General features: G+C 55.5%; 19 protein-coding genes and 1 pseudogene. 6 read left to right on the plus strand and 14 right to left on the minus strand.

Annotated features, from left to right (window positions below; genetic code table 11):
• The first annotated feature begins 10 nt into the window (after positions 1 to 10).
• From fdxH to COO59_RS12820, 5 genes and pseudogenes are all read left to right on the plus strand, one after another.
• Positions 11 to 913, plus strand: a complete 903-nt coding sequence (gene fdxH / locus COO59_RS12800; RefSeq protein ID WP_103060181.1) for a formate dehydrogenase subunit beta — start codon at positions 11 to 13, stop codon at positions 911 to 913.
• A pseudogene (gene fdoI / locus COO59_RS12805) lies at positions 910 to 1,559 on the plus strand (formate dehydrogenase cytochrome b556 subunit). Before fdxH ends, fdoI begins: the two are co-directional and overlap by 4 nt.
• On the plus strand, positions 1,559 to 2,488 hold the full coding sequence (gene fdhE / locus COO59_RS12810; protein ID WP_103060182.1) for a formate dehydrogenase accessory protein FdhE: 930 nt from the start codon (positions 1,559 to 1,561) through the stop codon (positions 2,486 to 2,488). The pseudogene fdoI and the gene fdhE overlap by 1 nt, the downstream one beginning before the upstream one ends.
• Positions 2,489 to 2,564: 76 nt before the next feature.
• On the plus strand, positions 2,565 to 3,176 hold the full coding sequence (locus tag COO59_RS12815; protein ID WP_103060183.1) for a glutathione S-transferase: 612 nt from the start codon (positions 2,565 to 2,567) through the stop codon (positions 3,174 to 3,176).
• A gap of 384 nt (positions 3,177 to 3,560) precedes the next feature.
• On the plus strand, positions 3,561 to 4,226 hold the full coding sequence (locus COO59_RS12820; RefSeq protein ID WP_133158607.1) for a hypothetical protein: 666 nt from the start codon (positions 3,561 to 3,563) through the stop codon (positions 4,224 to 4,226).
• A 375-nt stretch (positions 4,227 to 4,601) separates the two neighbouring features.
• Here COO59_RS12820 and yfaU read toward each other — a convergent pair whose 3' ends face one another.
• The 6 genes from yfaU to glyQ all read right to left on the minus strand — a co-directional run bounded on the left by yfaU (position 4,602) and on the right by glyQ (position 11,995).
• A complete protein-coding gene (gene yfaU / locus COO59_RS12825) occupies positions 4,602 to 5,408 on the minus strand; it encodes a 2-keto-3-deoxy-L-rhamnonate aldolase (RefSeq protein WP_103060185.1) in 807 nt (268 codons plus the stop codon).
• 22 nt (positions 5,409 to 5,430) lie between these two features.
• Positions 5,431 to 6,720 (minus strand): MFS transporter, encoded by a 1,290-nt coding sequence (locus COO59_RS12830; protein ID WP_103060186.1) that lies wholly within the window; start codon positions 6,718 to 6,720, stop codon positions 5,431 to 5,433.
• 55 nt (positions 6,721 to 6,775) lie between these two features.
• Positions 6,776 to 7,981 carry an L-rhamnonate dehydratase gene (gene rhmD / locus COO59_RS12835; RefSeq protein ID WP_103060187.1) on the minus strand — a complete coding sequence of 402 codons (1,206 nt, stop codon included), beginning with the start codon at positions 7,979 to 7,981 and terminating at the stop codon, positions 6,776 to 6,778.
• A gap of 14 nt (positions 7,982 to 7,995) precedes the next feature.
• Positions 7,996 to 8,778 (minus strand): IclR family transcriptional regulator, encoded by a 783-nt coding sequence (locus COO59_RS12840; RefSeq protein ID WP_103060188.1) that lies wholly within the window; start codon positions 8,776 to 8,778, stop codon positions 7,996 to 7,998.
• 226 nt (positions 8,779 to 9,004) lie between these two features.
• Positions 9,005 to 11,074: a glycine--tRNA ligase subunit beta gene (glyS, locus tag COO59_RS12845; RefSeq protein ID WP_103060189.1), complete on the minus strand. Its 2,070-nt coding sequence runs from the start codon at positions 11,072 to 11,074 to the stop codon at positions 9,005 to 9,007.
• A gap of 9 nt (positions 11,075 to 11,083) precedes the next feature.
• Positions 11,084 to 11,995 carry a glycine--tRNA ligase subunit alpha gene (gene glyQ / locus COO59_RS12850; protein ID WP_103060190.1) on the minus strand — a complete coding sequence of 304 codons (912 nt, stop codon included), beginning with the start codon at positions 11,993 to 11,995 and terminating at the stop codon, positions 11,084 to 11,086.
• 224 nt (positions 11,996 to 12,219) lie between these two features.
• Here glyQ and COO59_RS12855 point away from each other — a divergent pair, with 224 nt between their 5' ends.
• The gene (locus tag COO59_RS12855; protein ID WP_103060191.1) at positions 12,220 to 13,218 is read left to right on the plus strand and encodes an acyltransferase; all 999 of its coding nucleotides are present in this window, start codon (positions 12,220 to 12,222) and stop codon (positions 13,216 to 13,218) included.
• Positions 13,219 to 13,223: 5 nt separating this feature from the next.
• Here COO59_RS12855 and COO59_RS12860 read toward each other — a convergent pair whose 3' ends face one another.
• From COO59_RS12860 to xylA, 8 genes are all read right to left on the minus strand, one after another.
• Positions 13,224 to 13,823 carry a KpsF/GutQ family sugar-phosphate isomerase gene (locus COO59_RS12860; RefSeq protein ID WP_103060192.1) on the minus strand — a complete coding sequence of 200 codons (600 nt, stop codon included), beginning with the start codon at positions 13,821 to 13,823 and terminating at the stop codon, positions 13,224 to 13,226.
• Positions 13,820 to 15,457: an FGGY-family carbohydrate kinase gene (locus COO59_RS12865; RefSeq protein WP_103060193.1), complete on the minus strand. Its 1,638-nt coding sequence runs from the start codon at positions 15,455 to 15,457 to the stop codon at positions 13,820 to 13,822. Before COO59_RS12865 ends, COO59_RS12860 begins: the two co-directional genes overlap by 4 nt.
• A gap of 16 nt (positions 15,458 to 15,473) precedes the next feature.
• A complete protein-coding gene (locus COO59_RS12870) occupies positions 15,474 to 16,427 on the minus strand; it encodes an ABC transporter permease (RefSeq protein ID WP_103060194.1) in 954 nt (317 codons plus the stop codon).
• 1 nt (position 16,428) lies between these two features.
• Positions 16,429 to 17,415 (minus strand): ABC transporter permease, encoded by a 987-nt coding sequence (locus COO59_RS12875; protein WP_103060195.1) that lies wholly within the window; start codon positions 17,413 to 17,415, stop codon positions 16,429 to 16,431.
• On the minus strand, positions 17,408 to 18,916 hold the full coding sequence (locus COO59_RS12880) for a sugar ABC transporter ATP-binding protein (RefSeq protein ID WP_103060196.1): 1,509 nt from the start codon (positions 18,914 to 18,916) through the stop codon (positions 17,408 to 17,410). The genes COO59_RS12875 and COO59_RS12880 overlap by 8 nt, the downstream gene beginning before the upstream one ends.
• Positions 18,917 to 19,024: 108 nt before the next feature.
• Positions 19,025 to 20,008 (minus strand): autoinducer 2 ABC transporter substrate-binding protein, encoded by a 984-nt coding sequence (locus tag COO59_RS12885; RefSeq protein ID WP_103060197.1) that lies wholly within the window; start codon positions 20,006 to 20,008, stop codon positions 19,025 to 19,027.
• Between the two features lie 394 nt (positions 20,009 to 20,402).
• Positions 20,403 to 21,869: a xylulokinase gene (gene xylB / locus COO59_RS12890; protein ID WP_103060198.1), complete on the minus strand. Its 1,467-nt coding sequence runs from the start codon at positions 21,867 to 21,869 to the stop codon at positions 20,403 to 20,405.
• A 21-nt stretch (positions 21,870 to 21,890) separates the two neighbouring features.
• Positions 21,891 to 23,210: a xylose isomerase gene (gene xylA, locus COO59_RS12895; protein ID WP_103060199.1), complete on the minus strand. Its 1,320-nt coding sequence runs from the start codon at positions 23,208 to 23,210 to the stop codon at positions 21,891 to 21,893.
• Between the last annotated feature and the right edge of the window lie 121 nt (positions 23,211 to 23,331).

The raw sequence follows: 23,331 nt of genomic DNA on the forward strand, positions 1-23,331 counted from the left end.
GAGAACGATTATGGCTTATCAGTCGCAAGACATTATTCGTCGCTCCGCGACCAACGGTTTAACGCCGCCGCCGCAGGCGCGTGACCATCAACTGGAAGTGGCGAAGCTTATCGACGTAACGACCTGCATCGGCTGCAAGGGATGTCAGGTCGCCTGTTCGGAGTGGAACGATATTCGTGATGAACCCGGTTATAACGTCGGGGTGTACGATAACCCGATCGATATGACCGCGAAATCCTGGACGGTAATGCGCTTCTCGGAAGTGGAAGAGAACGGCAGGCTGGAGTGGCTGATCCGCAAGGATGGCTGTATGCACTGCGCCGATCCGGGCTGCCTGAAAGCGTGTCCGGCGGAAGGCGCCATCATTCAGTACGCTAACGGCATCGTCGATTTTCAGTCGGAACATTGCATTGGCTGCGGCTACTGCATTGCGGGCTGTCCTTTCAACGTGCCGCGTATGAATAAAGAGGATAACCGCGTTTATAAATGCACCCTGTGCGTCGATCGCGTTACCGTCGGCCAGGAGCCCGCCTGCGTGAAAACCTGCCCTACCGGCGCTATCCACTTTGGCAGCAAAGCGGAAATGCAGGAGCTGGCAGCAGAACGCGTCAATGAGCTGAAAACGCGCGGCTATGAAAACGCCGGTCTTTACGATCCGGCAGGCGTCGGCGGTACGCACGTTATGTACGTGCTGCATCATGCCGACAAGCCGCAGCTGTATCACGGCTTGCCGGAAAATCCCGCCATCAGCCCGACGGTAACCTTCTGGAAAGGGATCTGGAAACCGCTGGCGGCCGTTGGCTTCGCGGCGACCTTTGCCGCCTCGGTCTTTCATTACGTGGGTATCGGCCCGAACCGCGTCAGCGAAGATGAGGATGAAGAACAGCAGGAAAAAGAGGATCGGAAATCATGAAAAAACGCGACCTGATCGTGCGCTACAGCGCACCGGAGCGCATCAACCACTGGATTGTGGCGTTCTGCTTTGTGTTCGCCGCCCTCAGCGGCCTGGGCTTTTTCTTCCCATCGTTTAACTGGCTATTAAACCTGCTGGGCACGCCGCAGCTGGCGCGCATTCTGCATCCCTTTATCGGCGTCGCGATGTTCCTGGCCTTTATGCTGATGTTTTTCCGCTACTGGAAGCACAACCTGATTAACCGTGACGATCTGGAGTGGGCAAAAAACATCCATAAAGTTGCCATGAATGAGGAGGTAGGCGATACCGGCCGCTATAATTTTGGACAGAAGTGTGTATTCTGGGCTGCTATTATCAGTCTGCTGCTGCTGCTGGCGAGTGGTATTGTCATCTGGCGTCCTTACTTTGCCGCTGCCTTTCCCATTCCGCTAATCAGGCTGGCATTACTGGTGCATTCGGTGTCGGCAGTGGGCCTGATCGTGGTGATATGGTGCATGTTTACGCCGCGCTGTGGGTAAAAGGCACGCTGACCGCAATGGTGGAAGGCTGGGTTACGCCGCTGTGGGCGAAGCACCATCATCCGCGCTGGTATCGCGCTGTTCGTGAACAGCAGAGCCAACCGACAAAACAGGAAAAACGTCCCTGATGACTATTCGCATCATCCCGCAAGAACAGCTGGAGAAGAGCGACAAAACCACGGCGGATATGATTCCGCCGTTACTTTTCCCCAGGCTGAAGAATTTATACAGCCGCCGCGCCGCACGTTTGCGTCAGCTGGCGGAAAAAAATCCACTGGGCGATTATCTGCGCTTTGCCGCTTTTATTGCCGAAGCGCAGGAAATCGTGCTTTACGATCATCCGCTGCATATGGATCTTCATGCGCGCCTGGTCGAGACCGCCGCCAGCGGGAAGCCGCCGCTGGATATTCATACTTTACCGCGCGATCCTCACTGGCAGCGCCTGCTGCATTCGCTGATTGCGGAACTGAAGCCGGAAATGACCGGTCAGGCGCTGGCGGTGCTGGAAAATCTGGAAAAAACGTCTGCGCCGGAGCTGGATGCGTTGGCCTCCGCCCTGCTTGAGAATGATTTTGCCCAGGTGAGCAGCGACAAAGCGCCCTTTATCTGGGCGGCGCTGTCGGTTTACTGGGCGCAGATGGCGGCCTTAATTCCCGGCAAGGCGCGCGCCGAGTATGGCGAACAGCGGCAGTTTTGCCCGGTTTGCAACAGCGTGCCGGTATCCAGCGTGGTTCATATGGGCACCCAAAGCGGCGGGCTGCGTTATCTGCACTGCAACCTGTGTGAAAGCGAATGGTATGTGGTGCGCGCCAAATGCACCAACTGCGAACAGACGCGCGATTTGCACTACTGGTCGCTGGAGAGTGAACAGACGGCGATAAAAGCGGAAAGCTGCGGCGACTGCGGCACCTATCTGAAAATGCTGTGGCAGGAGAAAGATCCGGCGGTTGAGCCGGTGGCTGACGATCTCGCCTCGCTGGTGCTGGATGCGCGCATGGAGCAGGAAGGTTTTGCCCGCAGCAGCCTTAATCCATTTTTGTTTCCTGGCACCGATTAATCGCTTACGCCAGGCCGATGCTGTTGACGGCAACGGTCTGGCCATCTCAACCATTCGATAGCAGGAGATCACCGTAATGAAACTTATCGGCAATTATACCAGCCCCTATGTGCGCAAAATCTCCGTTATCCTACTGGAAAAAGGCCTTGTCTTTGGGTTTATTAACGAATCGCCCTGGACCGAAGAGAGCCACGTTCCGCAGTACAATCCGTTAGGCAAAGTTCCGGCGCTGGTCGATGATAACGATGAGTGCTGGTATAACTCGTCGATTATCGCCGCGCGGCTGGAAACCCTGCCGCAGACGCCAAAGCTGTTGCCGGACGATGCTTTTCAGGCGGTAAAGGTAAGGCAGCTGGAGGCGCTGGCTGACGGCATCTGCGACGCGGCGCTGATTATCGTGCGTGAGCAGCTGCGCCCGGTCGAGCAGCAATCGCCTGAGGAAATGCTACGCCAGCGCCATAAAATTCAGCGCGGGCTGGATGCGCTGGAGCGCGAAGCGGCCAGTAAAGTGTGGCTTAACGGTGAGCAGCTAAACCTTGCTGATATTGCCGCCGCCTGCGCCATCGGCTACCTTAATTTTCGCCATGTAGCGCCGAACTGGTGCGTTAATCGCCCGGCGCTGGTGGAAATGGTAGAAAAGCTGTTTCAGCGCGAAAGTTTTGCCCGCACGGTGCCGCCAGCCGCCTGAGTGCAGGAATGCCGGGAGCAGGCTTATTAGCCCGCTCGCGGTTATTGATTGCCTGCCGGTTCCCGCCTCTTTATTAATGTCTGTTTTCTGGTTATCAAATTACGTTTCTTGATAACTGTGATCCGGGTAGCTTATCGGGTTAATGAGGTAACTATTTTTAATATTCTCATAAAAATAATTTTACTCTTTTTGTTTAGCGTTATCTGTTAATTAATGGGTTTACTTATTTCCTTATAACTCCCTCCAATAAAGTATGATCTTGCCATATCTCATCACATATATTTTGCAAGGGACTTGCCTCTCTATATAAAGAATTGTATAAGCTCCCTTTATTGGTTTTTTAAACAGGGACATGCCGTTATGAACAGGGAGTTCTTAAGAAGAATGGAATCTGACAGAGTGCTTGCAGGATGTCTGGAAAGGGGGTATGAAGCTTTTAATAATAAATCCAAATATACAATAGAGAACCTATGCTCTGGTTTGCAGCGAATGATATGGTATACCTCCTGTGCGCTGGACGATTACAAACATGTATGCTCTGAGTTGACACACGAAGATATCAGAGCCTTAAAAAACATTAGTTACCATTTTAACCACAGCGACGCTTACTTAAAAACCATTGAGCTATTCTTTGCTTTTTTAATTAAAGGTTTATCTCCCCTACAACTCAATATATTAAAAAGCAAGCTTAAAACTGGCGCCATCAAGGCGCTTATCGGGGTGGCGAGTAGCTATGCAACTACGGGCGCGACAAACAGGGCATTGGTATATGGATTAGCTAGCGCAGCGTCTACGCGTGGGAATTTTGGTGCCCATATTATCCCTTCTCTTAGAAGTATCAACTTGCTAAGCTTAGTTGAACACTATGGTATGTTACAAAAGCGGCTTCAGGCTGCCCATCGATTAGAAAAGCTGGATCCAATTTTCTATAAAGCCCTGTATCATTATAAATTAGAGGGTTTATATTATTACGCCGAACCAAAAATAAAAAAATACCCAAGCGCTGGCAGGCCTCGCTCTGAGCAAGAAGTGTATCAGGCAATAAAATAGATTTTATCATGAGATTATTGAAGAGAATTTTAAAGGATATATGGGCTGATTTATCCGTTTATATAATGATAGGGTTAGTGGCGCTTGTCGCATGGGTTGCAGGGATATTATTACCATATTATGTAGGCATCGTAATATTGATATCTATTGTTGTAGTGATATTTGTTTTTTATAAATATTTAATCAAGTAAGTTAACCTTACGCCATGCTGAAAATATGGCGTTAATAGAATAGCGTTTTCTTTTTTCAGCTATTCGGTAGCAACCTGGGCAGCTTAACGGCCTGACGCCAGGCATTGCCGCTAAAAAAATGCGCCAACAGGGCGTCGGCGCGAGTAGGTTAGCCGCCGCCAGCAACGCTGCCGGCGGCGCTTATTTAATAACTGCCATGATTTTTTTGCGGCGACGCAGAGCTTGGTTTGAACAGCGCCAGCCGACGATCCAGCGCCTCGCTATAGAGCATGGTATCCACCCCGACCGCAATAAAATTGGCGCCCCACTCTAAACATTTTTGCGCCATCGCAGGGTCAACGGCCAGGAAACCGGCGGCCTTCCCGGCGGCACGGATACGCCCAAGGCTTTCTTTAATAATCCGCTGTACCTCCGGATGCCCGGCATTATCCGGATAACCCAACGATGCAGATAAATCCGCCGGCCCGATAAAGATGCCATCAATGCCCTCAACGTCCAGAATGGCATCCAGATTTTCCAGCGCGGTTTTACTCTCCACCTGAACCAGCAGGCAAAGCGACTCGTTGGCCTGCGCCATATAATTTTCAACTCTTCCCCAACGCGCGGCGCGTGCGACGCTGGCGCCCACTCCGCGTTCGCCCACCGGCGGATAACGCATGGCGGAAACCACCTGACGCGCCTGTTCCGCCGTATCCACCATCGGAATCAACAGCGTCTGGGTGCCAATATCCAGCGCCTGCTTAATTAAACTTTTGCTTCCCTCAATCGGCCTGATAACCGGATGGCTGGCATAAGGGGCTACCGCCTGCAGCTGATGATAAAGATCCTGCACGGTATTCGGCGCGTGCTCGCCATCAATCAACAGCCAGTCATAGCCTGCCGTTGCTGCAATCTCAGCCATATAGGAGGTGGTTGAACTTAGCCACAGGCCGATCTGTGTTTCTCCCTGGCGTAACTTTTCTTTAAACGGGTTCGATAATAGGGTTTTCATAATGCTCCTTACAGCCTGAAGATTAACGATGCGCTGCGCCCACCGCTGACGGATGGCGATGAACATTCAGCGTGAAGATAATTAATGTCCCGATAACGGCTATTCCGGCCAGCGTCAGCAAGCCTGCGGAGCCACTGGCAAACAGGGTTTCTGCTTTGACGCGCAGAATAGGCGCCACAAAACCGCCGATGGCCCCGAAGAGGTTGATAAAACCGATGCCAGCCGCCAGCGCCCTGCCGGACAGCAGCTGCCCAGGCATGGTCCAGAACACCGGCTGAACGGCAATAAGCCCGGCTGCGGCGACGCAAAGCGCGATAATCGCCAGCACTGGCGAAACCAGCCCGGAAAGCCCAACGCCAATTCCGGCGGCCAATAACGTCAGCGCGGCAACGTTACGCCGGTCGCCCGTACGGTCGGAATAGCGCGGGATAAGCCAGGTAGCCAGCAGCGCCGCAATCCACGGGATCGCGGTTACCACCGATGCGGCAAAGCCCACTTTAGTGCCGAGCAACGCGGCGACCTGCGTCGGCAAAAAGAAAATCAGGCCATAAACGGCGATCTGGATCGTCAGATAGATAATGGCCAGCTGCCAGACATGGCCGCTGCGTAAGGCATCAGCGAGGCGCAAGGTCATTTTCTTCTGCTCTTCACTCGCCAGCTGCCCCATCAGCACCGCCTTTTCCTCGTCGCTTAAAAAACGCGCCTGCTGCGGCGTATTATCCAGCCAGAAAAAGGTGAAAATCCCGGCGGCGATCGCCAGCAGCCCTTCAATAATGAACATCCAGAACCAACCCGGATGCCCCATAAAACCGTGCATTTCCAGTAGCGCGCCTGAAAGCGGCGAACCCAGCGTTAAGGCCAACGGCGCGCCCATGTAGAACAGCCCCATAATGCTGGCGCGCGTGCGCTGCGGAAACCACTGTGAAGTGAGATAAATCATGCCGGGGAAGAACCCGGCTTCAGCAGCGCCAAGTAAGGTACGAATAATCAGAAATTTGGGCTCGGTATCCGCCCAGGCCATTGCGGCAGACAGCCCGCCCCACAGCAACGTTGTGATACCAATCCAGTTCCTTGCGCCAAACCTGCGCATCAGTAAGTTGGCCGGAACGCCGAGAAAGGCATATACCACAAAGAAAATGCCCGCTCCCAGCGCATAGGCCTCATTACTTAGTCCGGTATCAATCTGGTAAGTCTCCTTCGCGAAGCCAATATTAGAGCGATCGAGAAAGGCCAGAACGTACAGCGCCAGCATAAAGGGAATCAAACGCGCGCGATTCTTCTTAACTACCACATCAAGCAAAGTCATATTCATTGCAGGATCCTCACGGAAATGAGGGCGCCGCCGTAATCAGGCGGCACACAGGCCGTTAGTGGCTATAGGGACGTTGCAGTTGGCAATCCCGGTTGAGTTCCACACCAAAGCCGGGCTTATCAAGCACGCTTTTATGAATGCGGCCCGCTACCGGAACCGGCTCATCCAGCAAAATGGGATCAAACTGCGGGCGCAGCGATGCACAATCCGGGCTGGTCATTAAAAATTCGCTGAACGGCGTGTTGGTGAACGTAATTACCGCATGATGCGAATAGACGGAGGAGCCGTGCGGTACCACCAGCTGTCCACGCGCTTTGGCAATGGCGGCAATTTCCACTAATGTCGTTAAACCGCCGCACCAGCCCACGTCAGGCTGCATAATATCGATCCCGGTTTCCGCCAGAGTGCGGAAAGACTGAAGCGTGCCGTGGTGTTCACCGCTGGTGACCATCATGCCCGGCGGAACGCTGCGCTTCAGCTCCCGGTAGCCTTCATATTGCTGAGGAGGCAGACATTCTTCGATCCATTTGAGGTTAAACGGCGCGCAGGCGTGGGCCAGCTTCGTGGCATAATTCACATCCTGACTCATCCAGCAGTCGAGCATCAGCCAGAAATCGGGACCACATTTCTCACGGAATTCCGCCACCATTGCCGCATCTTTTCGGATGCCCGCATCACCGTCATGCGGCCCCCAGTGGGTTGGCATTTTCCCGCCGATAAATCCCATTTCCTTAGCCAGGTCGGGCCGTGCGCCGGTCGCATAAAATTGAATTTCATCACGAACCGCGCCGCCCAGCAGCTTATAAACCGGTAATCCCACCACTTTGCCAAACAGATCCCAAAGCGCCAGATCAACGCAGGAGACGGTGTTCATCACCAGGCCCCCGGAGCCGGAATAGTACATCGTCGCGCCCAGCATCTGGTCGTGGATCAGCTTTATATCGCTAACGCATTTTCCTTCAATAAAGCGGCTCAGGTGTTTTTCCACTATAAAACAGCCCATTTCGCCAGCGGTTGAGACGGCGAATCCTGTCTGACCGTTATCCGCTTCGACTTCAACAATCAGGGTTCCCAGCACATTAATCCCAAAGGACTGGCGCGACTGTTCATATGCGCGATATTTACTCATCGGCGTAGCAATATGATCGTCAATCCAGTGGTTTTTCCCCTGGTCGTGATAGTCACCGCCGCCTGCGCCTTTATCCGCCGTCGCACCGCCGGTAAACCAGGCACGAATATGTTTAATTTTGGGTAGGGTCATGATGTTCTCCGTAATTAAGAGGCAAGTAAATCGAAGGGGCTTTTCCATCCCAACAGTCGCGAAATATCTTTAGCGCAGGCAATGGCTTTACCGGCCAGATAATCGCGGTTCTCTTCGTTTATTTGTAAGCAGGTGCCGACAACAGAAATGGCTGCCGTCAGTTTATTGTTTGCATCAAACACCGGCGCTGCGACGCAGCGGACATCGGGGTAATCTTCGCCGTTATCGAAGCTCCATCCGCGTTGACGAATACGCTCAAGCTCCTCGCGTAGCTGCTGCGGATGACGGATGGTGGTCGCGGTGGCGGGTTGCCAGTCAAGCTGGTCGATAATGGCGTCGCGCACGGCCGCCGGCTGCCAGGCCAGCAGGCATTTGCCGATGCCTGAGCGATACAGTGACAGGCTTTTTCCCTCATGAGAGCGCACGCTGATGGTCGATGAGGACTCAACCTTCAATATGTAGTAGGCGTTTTCATGATCGAGGATGCCGAGATGGCATAAAAAGCCGGTCTCATCCATCAGCTGCGTCAGACGCGGCCGCGCCAGCTCGCGCAGATCCAGTTTGCTCAGCGCATGCTCCGCCAGCTCAACTAACTTAATCCACAGACAATAGTTTTCCTGCTGGTCGGTGCTGATAAGCCGTTGCTTTTTCAGTTCGTTCAGCAACAGATAGGCGGTGCTTTTGGGGATGCCCAACGTCTCAATGATGGTTGACGCGCTGCACGGGCCGATACGCGCAATAAGATTAATAATGTCCATCGCCCGTGTCAGGGCGGGCACTTTGCTTGATTCCGACATACTGGACTCCAGTCTTAAATACTGGAATCAGTGTTATCGTTCGCGTCGGCTGGAAATGTGAAGGGCGTCAAATCCCGGCCCGTTTCCAACCAAATGGAAAAGTAACGGCCAAAAGCGTGAGGAAACGCACTAATTATTCTGATTCGAGTACAGCTGGCTGGACTAAAAACGACAACGCCGGGCAACCTGTAAAGATTGCCCGGCGTAAATGATGACAGAACGGCGATTACTGCAGCAGGGAAATATCCGCGACCTGCAGGAACAGCTGACGCAGTTTCGCCAGCAGCGTCAGGCGGTTAATCCGCACCGCCGCATCGTCGGCGTTAACCATCACCTTGTCGAAGAAGTTATCTACCGCTTCGCGCAGCTGCGCCAGCTCGATCAGCGCATCCTGATAACGCCCTTCAGCGAACCACGGCTGTAGCTTGCTTTCCAGCGCGGTCACAAAGGTCGCCAGCTTGATCTCTTCATTCTCTTTCAGCAGCGAAGCCTGCACCTTGTCATTCAGCGGCTCGGTGGCTTTTGCCAGAATGTTAGAGACGCGCTTGTTGGCTGCGGCAAGCGTTGCGGCCTCTTCCAGCGTGCGAAAATGCGAAACTGCCTTCATGCGCGCATCGAAATCGGCCGGACGGGTTGGACGACGCGCCAGCACCGCCTGAATCGTATCAACGCTGTGGCCCTCTTCCTGATACCAGGTGCGGAAGCGACCCAGCATAAAGTCGATGACCTCCTCCACCACCTTCTCGTTGCTCAGCTTGCTGCCATACAGGCGCACCGCTTCTTCGGTCAGGGTCTGCAGGTCAAGCGGCAGATGCTTCTCAACGATAATACGCAGCACGCCCAGCGCAGCGCGACGCAGCGCAAACGGGTCTTTATCGCCTTTCGGATGTTGTCCAATACCGAAGATACCGGCCAGCGTATCCATCTTATCGGCGATAGCCAGCGCGCAGGCTACCGGGCTGGAAGGCAGATCGTCACCGGCGAAACGCGGCTGATACTGCTCATTCAGCGCCACGGCGACCTCTTCCGCTTCGCCATCATGGCGCGCGTAGTGCATGCCCATTACGCCCTGGGTGTCGGTAAATTCAAACACCATATTGGTCATCAGGTCGCATTTGGAAAGCAGACCGGCACGGGTCGCCAGGTTCACGTCGGCACCGATTTGGCCAGCAATCCAGCCCGCCAGCGCCTGAATACGGTCGGTCTTGTCGCGCAGCGTGCCCAGCTGCTGCTGGAACAGCACGGTTTCCAGACGCGGCAGATTATCTTCCAGGCGTTTTTTACGGTCGGTATTAAAGAAGAACTCGGCATCGGCCAGACGCGGACGCACTACCTTCTCGTTACCGGCGATAATCTGCTGCGGATCGCTCGATTCCACGTTAGCGACAAAAATAAAGTGCGGCAGCAGTTTGCCGTCGTTGTCGTAGACCGGGAAATATTTCTGGTCGCCTTTCATGGTGTAGACCAGCGCTTCCGCCGGCACCGCAAGGAATTTTTCCTCGAAGGTTGCCGTCAGCACCACCGGCCATTCGACCAGCGAGGTGACCTCTTCCAGCAGGCTATCGCTCAGATCCGGGTTGCCGCCGATCTGACGTGCCGCCGCTTCGGCGTCCGCTTTGATTTTGGCCTTACGCGCGTCGTAATCCGCCATCACTTTGCCGCGCGTTTCCAGAATCTCAGGATACTGGTCAGCGTGATCGATAGTGAACTCCGGCTCGCCCATAAAGCGATGCCCGCGCAGCGTGCGGCCTGATTCGATACCCAGAATGGTTGCCGGGATCGGCTCGTCATCCAGCAGCAGCGTAACGGTATGCACCGGACGCACAAACTGTACATCGCTGTCGCCCCAGCGCATCAGCTTCGGCACCGGCAGCTTCGCCAGCGCCGTGGCGATCATGCCCGGCAGCAGTTTCTGCGCGCTTTCGCCCTGCACCTGGGCGCGATATAGCAGCCATTCGCCCTTATCGGTTTTCAGACGCTCCGCCTGATCGACGGTAATGCCGCAGCCGCGTGCCCAGCCTTCCGCGGCTTTGGTCGGCGCGCCGCTGGCGTCAAAGGCCGCGGCGATGGCCGGGCCACGTTTTTCAACTTCGCGATCCGGCTGCGCCGCGCTCAGGTTGGCCACCTTCAGCGCCAGGCGACGCGGGGCGGCATACCACTTCACCTCACCGTGGGCGAGACCCGCGCTATCCAGTTCGGCGGTCAGCTGAGCGGCAAAAGATTCCGCCAGGTTACGTAGCGCTTTTGGTGGCAGCTCTTCGGTGCCGATTTCCACCAGAAAAGTTTTGTCAGTCATGGCTGCCTCTTATTTGTTGTTATTGCACATCGGGAAGCCCAGCGCCTCGCGGGTGGCGTAGTAGGCTTCCGCCACGGCTTTGGTCAGGGTGCGAATACGCAGAATATAGCGCTGACGTTCGGTTACCGAGATCGCTTTGCGCGCATCCAGCAGGTTAAAGCTGTGCGCCGCTTTCAGAATGCGCTCGTAGGCCGGCAGCGGCAGCGGTTTTTCCAGCGCCAGCAGCGTCTGCGCCTCTTTTTCATACTGCTCAAAGCAGGTGAAAAGGAAATCCACGTCGGCGTATTCGAAGTTATAGGTGGACTGCTCGACTTCGTTCTGATGGAACACGTCGCCGTAGGTGGTTTTACCCAGCGGGCCGTCGCTCCAGACCAGATCGTAAACGCTATCGACGCTCTGGATATACATCGCCAGGCGCTCCAGGCCGTAGGTGATTTCACCGGTAACCGGTTTGCACTCCAGGCCGCCAACCTGCTGGAAATAGGTAAACTGCGTCACTTCCATGCCGTTCAGCCAGACTTCCCAGCCGAGACCCCAGGCGCCCAGCGTCGGGTTTTCCCAGTTATCTTCAACAAAGCGGATGTCATGAACGCCAGGATCGATGCCCAGCTCTTTCAGCGAGCCAAGATAGAGCTCCTGAATGTTGTCCGGCGAAGGCTTAATGATCACCTGGAACTGGTAATAGTGCTGCAGACGGTTCGGGTTTTCCCCGTAGCGCCCGTCGGTGGGACGGCGTGAAGGCTGCACATAGGCAGCGGCGACAGGCTCCGGGCCCAGCGCGCGCAGGCAGGTCATCGGGTGAGAAGTGCCAGCGCCTACTTCCATGTCCAGCGGTTGGACAATGGTGCAGCCCTGACGCGCCCAGTAATCCTGCAAGGTCAGGATCAGGCCCTGAAAGGTCTTGGTATCAAACTTTTGCATGTTGAATTCGCACGCGATACGGGTGAGTTAAAAAAGTGTGCGTCAGTATACCCTTTGACCGGGCGTTATGCAGCCTGTGATCTCGTCTGGCCGCCGCTTTGTTTCGACGCGGTTAAAAGGCGGGCGGTGGCGGGATGAAATCTGATTCCTGACGGCAGGAAGTTGTTGAAGCGCGGTGGCCTGGCTACCCTCATAAACGTAAGTGCACGCTTTATGAGGAAAAAATGTCGGCGCAAAAGATTGGCTGGATAGATAATTTACGCGCGGTGGCCTGCCTGATGGTCATTATGATCCATACCACCACCTGGTATATCACCAACAGCGACCGGGTCGCGGAATCCGCCTGGGATAGCGCTAATCTGCTGAACTCCGCTTCACGCGTCTGCGTACCGCTGTTCTTTATGATTTCCGGCTACCTGTTTTTCGGCGAACGCAGCGCGCAGCCGCGGCATTTTCTGCGCATTGTCCTGTGCCTGCTGTTTTACAGCGCCGTCGCGCTGATTTACATCAGCTGGCTAACGCCGATCAGCGAAAAACTTTCGCTCCTGCATCTGCTGCAAAAGCCGGTGTTTTATCACCTGTGGTTTTTCTTTGCGATTATCACTATCTATCTGTTTTCGCCGCTGATTCAGGTGAAACCGACCACGGCGCGCTACCTCGTCGTGATGGTTCTGGTGGTTGCGGTGCTGGCGAATCCGAATACCGCCGACCAGACAACGGGCCGCTTTCAATGGCTGCCGATTAATCTCTATATCAGCGGAAACAGCATCTATTATCTGCTGTATGCCTTACTGGGCCGCGCGCTTGGCACCATGAATACCGACCGGCGCGGCGTTAGCTGGCTGGCAGCGCTGCTGTTTATTGCCTGCGTGGCGGGCATCTCGGTCGGCACTAAAAAAGAGCTGCATATTAACGGCGCGTTTTCCGATCTCTGGTATCTCTACTGCGGGCCGTTGGTGTTTATCGGCGCGCTGAGCCTGTTTGTCTGGTTTAAAAACTGCCTTAACCAGCGGCCTTTGCCGGGACTGGCGCTTATCTCGCGCCACTCTCTGCCGATTTACGGCTTTCACGCGCTGCTTATCCACTTTATGCGTACGCACTATCTGGACCATAAACAGTGGCCACTGCTGGATATTACGCTGGTTTTTACCGTTACGCTGGCGGGCAGCCTGCTGCTGGCGCTGGCGCTGCGCCGCCTCGATCGGCACCATCTGGTGAGTTAATCAGGCTACTTTTTCTGACTTAGCGTTAACCCCACATCGCCGCCCGGATGCACCGCCAGCAGCGTCTCTTTCGAATAGCCGCTCTCGCTCATCAGGCAGGCGCAGGCCGCATCGAAAATCGCCAGCACCAGAATAATAGAGGTGGTGGCCAGCATATTTAGCGGATCGGCTTCGCGCTGCACGCCAGTTGAGATAACCAGCCTGGAGGCGCGGGCAATCGCCGAATCGGCGTTTTCGGTTACGCTGAGCAAGGGGATATTTTTGGCTGCCAGACCAGGCAGCAGCCGGGTCAGTTCATCAGAATTACCGCCGCGAGAAATCATAATAAGCAGATCGTCGGCGCGTAAAAAACCGAGATCGCCATGCGCGGCATCGGTGGCGTTAAGGTAAATAGCCGGGCGCTCGACGCAGGCCAGCATATGGGCGATTTTCCGCGCCGCGATGCCGGAGGTTCCCACCCCCGTCACCACAATCTTGCCTTTGCAGCTGCGCAACTCCGCCAGCAATGACGCCCAGAGCGGCTCATTTAAATGCTGACCAAGCGTATTTAGCGCTTCGCTGTAGATGCGCCACGCGCCGGTGGCCTGCTGCCACGAGCTGTTCATGCCTCCTCCTGCATAAGCTGGCGGTACTTCATATGATCCTGGTACATCTGATGAAAGACCTGATACTTGCGATCGTAGTAACGCTTGATGTGGTTAGTCTGCGGCGTAACCGTTTTACCAATACGGCTCATTACCGACATCGCCTCCGGGAAGGAGTCGAAAAAACCTGCCGCAACGGTGCCCATCATCGCGCTGCCAAGCAGCATCGCTTCGCTCTCCTCCGGCAGAAGCATGGCGCAGCCGGTGGCGTTGGCATGTTCCTGCACAAACACCGGATTTTTGGTGCCGCCGCCGCTGGCCATAATAGTGTCAATGGTGTAACCGCTTTGGTTCATGGTTTCAATAATATGGCGTGTTCCCAGCGCGATAGCCTGAATGGTCGCCAGATAGTGCAACGCCATATCTTCCGGCGTTCGTGACAATTTAAGGCCGCTAATGACGCCAGTTAAGGTGGGATTCGCGCGCGGCGAGCGATTGCCGTGGAAATAAGGCAGGATATGAATATCGCGGGTCAGGAAGGCAATTTTTTCCGGTTCTCCGGCCATCTTGCGCAGCAGCGCGTTGAGCAGTTCGTAAATGGTTTGTCCCTGGGTTTTTGCCTGCGCCAGCAGCGTGTCATAGCAGGGATGAGACTGGATAATATGATCGATTAACGCGCCGGTGGCCGACTGCCCGCCCTCATTGAGCCAGTATTCCGGCAGCACCGCCGAGTAGTATGGTCCCCAGACGCCGCTGATAAAGCGCGGCTGCTGTGAGATAGCCATATGGCCTGTCGAGGTGCCGCCAATCAGCGCGACACGGCGGTCGAAATCCGCCACCTCGCCAGAGACGCCGCAGGCGCCAAGCGTGCCGAGCGTGCCGGCATGGGCATCGATAATCGACACGCTGACCGCCGTGCCGGGAATCAGCCCCATTTCGCTGGCGGCACGCTGCGTCAGTCCGTAGCCGAGCGGTTCACCCATCGTTTTTACGTAGCGGCCAATTTTTTCCGCATCATGCTCCAGCAAATCCTCCAGCCCAATCTGGCGAAAATAGCTGGCGTCCCATTTATCTTCGTGGCCCATATAGGTCCACTTACAGACGGTAGAGCAGAGCGATCGCGTATCGTCGCCCGTGGCGCGCCAGGTGAGAAAGTCCGGCAGGTCAAAATAGTAACCGGCGTTTGCCCAGGTATTCGGCATATGCTGTTTCAGCCACAGCAGTTTCGGCGTCTGCATTTCCGGCGAGATAATGCCGCCGACGTAATCCAGCACCCGATGATGCAGAGCGTTGATGCGATCGGCCTGGGTAATGGCCCGGTGATCCATCCAGACGATAATGTTCTGCTCACTGCGCCCGGAAGGGCTGATGGTCAGCGGCTTGCCCTCTTTATCCAGCACCACCAGCGAACAGGTCGCGTCAAACCCCAGCCCTTTCACCTGAATCGGGTTAATATCCGCCTGGTTTACCGCATCACGCACCGCATTACATACCGCCTGCCAGATATTGTCGGAAGATTGCTCTACGTAATCAGCCTGCGGACGATAAATTTCAATGGCCCGGCTGGCCTGACCGACCATTCTGCCGTTCAGATCAAACACGCCAGCGCGGGCGCTTCCGGTTCCCACATCCACACCAATGAAGTAACTCGCCATATTTTTTCTCCTGAAATCAGGCTTTACGATTCTGTAATGCGATAAAAAGAATGAGAACGGTGCCCCAGAGCGCCATCGTCAGATAGCTGCTGATCCCCAGCAGATTAAAGCCGCTCTCCAGCATCTGCAGCACAATAAGCGCCAGCACCAGGCCGACGATGCGGCCAAATCCGCCGTCGGGGTTGATGCCACCGAGTACCGACGCGAGGATGGTCACCAGCAGATACGATTCGCCATAGCCAGCTTTCGCAGAATTGAATTTCGCCATCATCAAAATGGCGGCGACCCAGCCGAGCAGGGCGGAAATGACATACACCGCAATCTGAACGCGCACGGTATTCACGCCGCTGTAACGGGTCGCCTGTTCATTAGAGCCGACCAGATAGAGGCTGCGGCCCAGCGTCGTATGTTCCAGCAATACCCACAGCAACACCGCCACCAGTAAAAAGAGCAGCAGCGCGACGGGAATACCGGCTACCGTCGCGTTACCGAGAAACTGGATCGCCGCCGGGAAACCAGAAATAACCGTCCCGTCGGAAAGCAGAATGTTAAGGCCGGAGATCAGCGTCATAGTGCCAAGCGTGGCGAGGATCGGCGAGACGCCTACCCAGGCGATCAGCGCCCCATTCAGCGTGCCGATGGCGACCGCTACCGCGATCCCTGCCAGCAGGGCCAGCAGCAAAAAAAGCGGGTTATCGGGATGGCTCACGATAATCGCCGCCATCACCAGCGAGCAGCTGTTAGCCCCGGCGATAATCGACAGGTTAATGCCGCCCGTCAGCATGGTCATGCCCATTCCCAGCGCCAGCATCCCGAGGATCGGCAGCTGCGAGCCGATAGACTGAAAATTGGCGACGCTAAAAAAGCGGTTGCCCAGCAGTAACGAAAAGGCCAGCGCAACCACGATAATAATCACGCACTGCAGGCGGATGATGGCATCACCGGGCAAAAATCTGGCGAACGATTTCATCTCAAAGCTCCCTTGCAAGTTTGCGTTTTTCATTCCAGGCCGTGGCGCTGATACTGACCAGGATAATGGCGCCGCTGAATACGGTATGCCAGTAAGAGGAGACGCTAAGCAGCGTCAGACCGTTTTGCAAAAAGGCCAGCAGGATGACGCCGAGCAGCGTGCCGGTCAGGGTTCCGCGACCGCCGGTCATGCTGGTGCCGCCAAGCACCACCGCCGCCAGCACCGTCAGTTCAAAGCCGATCAGCGAATTCGGCGCGACAGACTGGGTAATCTGCGCCTGCACCACGGCGGCGATCCCTGCGAGAATGCCCATATAGCCGTAGACGTAAAAGTGCAGCCTGCGCAGGTTCAGCCCCAGGCGCGAAGCCGCGTCGCGGTTGCCGCCCATCGCGTAGATTTGACGGCCGAGGCGGGTGCAGTTCATCAACAGAGCGGTAAAGATAATGGTGGCCGCCAGACACAGCAGAGGCAGGGTGAGGCCATAGTCGTAGCCGTCAGCGGCGGTGAATGACAACCAGTTGATGCCATTCATAAACCAGTCCGGAAAGCCATACAGCCAGACGCCCCTGGTGGCGTAGACCAGCAGCCCGTAATAGACGTTCAGCGTGGCGATGGTAATGATAATCGCCGGAACACGCAGCCAGTAGACCAGAAAGCCGTTGATCAACCCAAGCAGCAGCCCAACGGCGATGGAAATGACCAGCGCCAGGGCGAAATTGCCGCCGTGGGCGATAATCCAGCTCGCCATCGCATACTGGGCAATGGCCGTTATGGCCGGAAAAGAAATATCGATCCCCCCGGAGATCAGCACCACAAACAGCCCGCAGGCGAGGATGCCAAGAATGGCGTAGCTGGTGGCGACATCCGTCAGGTTACCCAGCGAGAGAAACTCATCGGTGCTGACGCTCAACCCGACGGCAAGGGCAATGACCAGTAGTCCAAGCCAGAACTCATGTTGTCCGACTAAGCGAGAAAGGCGGTTATTCATGGATCACCTCCACCACTTCAGCAATCTCCTGTTCCGTGCAGCGATGAGGATTAAACTCCGCCACCAGTTCGCCGCGACGCATCACCAGCACGCGGTGGCTGTTGTAATAGGCCTCCGGGATTTCATCGCAGATCATCAGCACCGCCATACCCTGCTCCGCCAGGTCGCGGGCGATCTGGTAAATCCCCTCTTTGTTAGCAATATCTACGCCGACCGTTGGCGAATCGAGAATTAAGATGCGCGGGTTAGTTGCCACCCATTTGGCAATGGCTATCCTTTGCGCGTTACCGCCGGAGAGCGTTTTTACCGGCAGCTGCGGGTCGGAAACTTTGATATTCAGTCCCCTTATCAGGTCGGCCACCAGAGTGTGGGCTTTGCGGTGATCGAGCAGGCCGCTGCGGGTGTGGAGCCGATCAAACACCGTAACAATGGTGTTGTCGTAGATCGACTGCTCCATGATCAGCCCCTGCGTCAGACGATCTTCTGAGACGTAACCGATCCCATGCTTTATCGCATCGTGATTGTTGCGCAGCGTGACCGGCTGGCCGTTAATGCGCATTTCACCGCTTTCCGGCTGCGTCATGCCAAACAGGCTCAGACAAAGCTCGGTACGTCCCGCTCCCAGCAGACCGACGATGGAGACAATCTCTCCGCTACGCAGCGACAGGTTGATATTGTTGTAGTTTCCTTTGCGGCTCAGGTTGCGCAGCTCCAGCATCGGCTCCTGCTCGATAGGCGGTTTTTCCGGCAGCGGGCTGTAGTGGAAGCGTTGGCCGGTCATCAGGAACGCCAGCTCATGGCTGTTCAGCTCCGGGGCCGGAAAAGTACCCACCAGCCTGCCGTCGCGCATTACGCTGATACGATCCGCCACTTCCATCACCTCATCCAGACGGTGGCTGACAAATACCACGCAGATGCCTGCCGCCTTCAGTTCGTTAACCACCCTCAGCAGGCCGTTAACCTCCTGCCGCGTCAGCGAGGCGGTCGGCTCATCCATAATGACCAGACGGGCATCGGCGGCAATGGCGCGGCAAATGGCGACCAGCTGGCGATCGGCAATGGAGAGTTTTTCTACTTTTTTGTCGGGGTCGAGCCTTATCCCGATGCGTTGCATCGCCGCCAGCGCCTGCTGTTTCATTGCGCCGCGGCGCACCCAAATATCGCCGCCCGGCAGATAGCGGTTAACCGCGATATTCTCCGCCACGCTGAAGTTGGGAAACAGCGAGAGATCCTGATAAATCACCTGGATGCCGTAATGGCTGGAAAGCTGCGGCGTGAGATGATGGAACAGTTTGCCATCCAGCAGTATCCGCGCCCCTTTTTCGGGATGATAAACCCCGGAGATCACTTTAATAATGGTGCTTTTGCCGCAGCCATTCTGCCCCGCCAGACAGTGAACTTCGCCTTTTTGCAGCGTCAGATTGACATTATCCAACGCCAGCACGCCTGGAAATTGCTTGCTGATATTTTCAAGAGTGATAAATGCGGTGGTGTCTGTCATAGACAATACCCCTGCGAGCGCCCATTTGGCCGCTAAAATGCGTCTTTATGATATTGCCGGCCAGACGGCCGGCGTTACGGTTCGGGGGTCGTTGACTAAGGGAAAGCCTTAGAAACCGAGTGATTTCGCGTTATCTTTCGTGACTTCGAGGATTTTATTAAAACGGATCACTTTCTTCTCCATATCGACATCCGCTTTCCCTAAACCGTCAATGGTCAGATCGGACGTCACCTCTTTACCCTGGAGCAGTTGGTCAGCAATGGTTACCAGCGCGTATCCTGCATCTTTCGGGTCCCACAGCAGCGCTTTTTTAATATCGCCGCGCATCAGATAGGGCGCTGCCTGTCCTGGCATAGCGATACCCACCACGGCCATTTTCTCTTTTGCGCGTTTCTTCTGCACCGCCTGGCCTGCGCCAATAGGGCCGAGCGATCCAAAGCCGATAATGCCCTTCATCTGCGGATAGGTTTTCATCAGATCCAGCGTGGTGGCGTAGGATTTATCGATACTTTCCGCCACCGGCAGACGTGAGGTGACTTCAAACATCTGCGGGTATTTTTCTTTCTGGTATTTAATGGCGTAATCAGCCCAGGCGTTATGCAGCGGCACGGTTAATGAGCCAACGTAAATGGCGTAGCCGCCTTTACTGCCCATATCCTTCGCCAGCTCATCCATGTTGGCCTGGGCATATTTTTCACTGTCGATGGTTTCAATATCCCACTGACCAATTTGCTGGTCGGGAGATTCGTGCGTCAGCACGACAATGCCTTTATCGCGCGCTTTTTTCAGCACCGGCTCCAGCACTTTGGCATCGTTTGGCACCACGATGATGGCGTTAACATTCTTGGCGATGAGATCTTCAATCACTTTCACCTGCTGCGCCGGATCTGGCGTGGAAGGGCCGGTTTGATAAGCGTTAACATCCAGTTTTTTAGCGGCTTCGTTGACGCCGGTTTCCATACGGTTAAACCAGGGAATACCGGTAACCTTAGCGACCACGGCAATTTCATATTTTTCCGCCGCAGCGGACGTACCGGACAACATGCATGCAGAAACCAGGGCTGCGCTGATCAGGGCAAGTTTGAATTTCATAGTGTTACCTTTTTTAGGGACCGAGGCATGTCATGGAAAGGAGGTTATCAACGAAGGGAAGAGAGGATGAATTTCAATTGTATGAAATGTGATCGTTGTTTATTTTTGTTAAATTACATCATCTATTTTGTTAATTTTAAGTTAAATTAGACGACTGTATCATACTTATCCTTGATATAAATGTTAAATAACGGCCATTTATTAACTTATATTTAACTTCTAATTATCATTTGCCGTGGATTCGTCCGCTAAATTGTGGATCTTCATTCAACAGTTCGGCAGTTAAATTGCTGGAGTGTGAGCTGAAACGATAAACGAGAAAGAAAACATCGCTACGGAGGCTGTTAGCTTGCTGCGCAACCTATTCCGTTAAGCCTCCGTAGCGGGTAAGGCATTACAACGATTCAGTCGCCATCAGCGGCGCAAGCTGCTGATAAAGCCTGGCGAAATGCGCACGCCGCGCCTGATAGCGTTGATGGCGTTGCGCATCGGGCTGATGGCGCTGCGCTAAAGGCAGAGTGGGCAACAGCGCCTCAGGCGGCCGGTTCGGATGCAGCGCCAGCCGCGCCAGACGCGCGGCGCCCAATGCCGGACCGACGTCGCCGCCGTGGCAGTAATCCAGCGTTTGTCCGCTAATATCCGCCAGCATCTGCCGCCAGTAAGCGCTGCGGGCGCCGCCGCCGATCAGCATAATGCTGGATGGCCTGATACCGCAGGCGTGAACCGCATCCATACCCGCAGCCAGCGCATAGCCCACGCCCTCCAGCACCGCCTGCGCCAGCTCCGCCCTGCCGTGCTGATGCGTCAGCCCAAAGAACACCCCTTTCGCCTGCGGATTATTGTGCGGCGTACGCTCGCCGGAAAGATAGGGCAGGAAAAACAGCGGCGGCACGTCCGCTCGCGCCCGTTCGGCTTCCGCCAGTAGCGCGGGTACATCGGCGCAGCCGGTTAGCGCGGCGGCCCAGTCCAGACAGACGGCGGCGCTGAGCATCACCGACATCAGATGCCAGCGATCCGGCAGCGCATGACAAAAGCTATGTACCGCGCTTTCCGGGTTCGCCAGAAAGCCGTCGCTTACCACGAAGTAAACGCCGGAGGTGCCCAGCGACAGCATGCCCTGCCCGGCGTTAATCATCCCGGTGCCGACGGCGCCTGCGGCATTATCGCCGCCGCCCGCCACCACCGGTACGCTTTCCATTCCCCAACGCTGCGCCAGCTGCGGCTGCAAATAGCCGGTAATCTGGTTGCCTTCAAACAGCGTCGGCATCTGCGCCGAGGTCAGTCCGCAGGCGTTAAGCAACGTCTCGCTCCAGCAGCGCTGCGCCACATCCAGCCACATCGTGCCTGCCGCGTCGGACATATCGCTGGCGAAATCGCCGGTCAGCCGCCAGCGCAGATAATCTTTTGGCAGTAGCACTTTAGCGATACGCGCAAAAATCTCCGGCTCATGCTGCTTCACCCACAGCAGCTTCGGTGCGGTAAAGCCTGGCATCATCAGATTGCCGGTAATTTTCCGCGCCTCAGGCACCGCCTCTTCCAGCTGCTGACACTGGGCCAGGCTGCGGCCGTCGTTCCATAAAATAGCCGGTCGCAGCGGCTGATGCTGCGCATCCAGTAGCGTCGCGCCATGCATCTGACCGCTCAGGCCAATGGCCTGAACCTGGCTCAGCGAATGCTGCTGACGCAGCGCCTGCATCGCCTTATCGGTCGCCTGCCACCAGCTATCGGCATCCTGCTCACTCCACAGCGGCTGCGGACGGGAAACCGTTAGCTTTTCCGTCTGGCTCGCCACCACCTCGCCCTCGTCGTTCAGCAACACCACCTTAACGCCGGAAGTGCCTAAATCGATGCCGATAACCATGCTGCGGTTCCCTTTGATTAATTAACGATACAGCCAGCCGTTCACCAGGTTTTCCAACTGCTCCTGACGCCCGCTCTGATGCTGTGGATTAAACTGATGCTGCTCCGCATGCGAAGCCAGCGCCGCCAGCGACATTTCGCCCTGCAAAATCTGCTGGCCCAGTTCGCCGTTCCAGCCGCTGTAGCGCTGCGCTACGCGACGATCCAGCTCGCCGGCTTCAATCATGCGCGCCGCAACCTTCAGCGCCAGCGCCATCGTATCCATCGCCCCGATATGGCCATAGAACAGATCGTATTTATCGGTGCTTTGACGCCGCACTTTGGCATCAAAGTTCAGCCCGCCGGTAGAGAAGCCGCCCGCCTTGACGATCTCATACATCACCAGCGCATTTTCTTCGACGCTGTTAGGGAACTGATCGGTATCCCAGCCCAGCTGCGGATCGCCACGGTTGGCGTCTACCGAACCGAATATGCCCAGCGCAATGGCGGTGGCAATTTCATGATGGAAGCTGTGGCCCGCCAGGGTGGCATGGTTCGCTTCCACGTTAACTTTAATCTCTTTTTCCAGACCAAACTGCTTCAGGAAGCCGTAAACCGTGCCCACATCGTAGTCGTACTGATGTTTGGTCGGCTCCTGCGGCTTCGGCTCGATCAGCAGCGTGCCCTGGAAACCGCTTTTATGTTTATGCTCCACCACCATTTGCATAAAGCGGCCCAGCTGCTCGCGCTCCTGACGCAGATCGGTATTCAACAGGGTTTCATAACCTTCACGCCCGCCCCACAGCACATAGTTTTCTCCACCGAGCTGATGCGTCGCCTGCATGGCGCTGCAAACCTGGCTGGCGGCCCAGGCGAACACTTCCGGATCGGGATTCGACGCGGCGCCCGCGCCGTAGCGTGGATGGGTAAAGCAGTTGGCGGTGCCCCACAGTAGCTTAACGCCGGTTTGCTGCTGTTTCTCCTGCAGCACCTCGGTCATCAGCGCCAGATTGCGCTGATAGCTTTTTATCGAATCGCCTTCCGGCGAGACGTCAATATCGTGGAAACAGTAAAAAGGCACGTTCAGCTTATAGAAAAATTCAAAGGCGACGTCTGCCTTACGCTTCGCCATCTCCAGCGCATCGCCCGCCTTTTGCCACGGGCGATCGAACGCCCCGACGCCAAACATATCCACGCCGGTCCAGCAGAAGGTGTGCCAGTAGCAGGCAGCGAAGCGCAGATGGTCCGCCATGGTTTTGCCCAGCAGGATCTCCCCAGGATTATAGTGACGAAACGCCAGCGGATCGCTGCCGTCCGGCCCCTGATAGCTAACGCGTTCAATCTGATCGAAATAAGCCTGCATCGTTTACTCCTTAACAAGTTGACCGGAAATGGTCAGCGAAGATGGCTCTATTCTGATAAGCGTCCGCGTCTCTCTCAATTACGTTATTTCACACCGCAATTAAGATAATTATTAACTGTGC

The organism is Mixta theicola (genome assembly GCF_002895925.1).
GTDB lineage: Bacteria > Pseudomonadota > Gammaproteobacteria > Enterobacterales > Enterobacteriaceae > Mixta > Mixta theicola.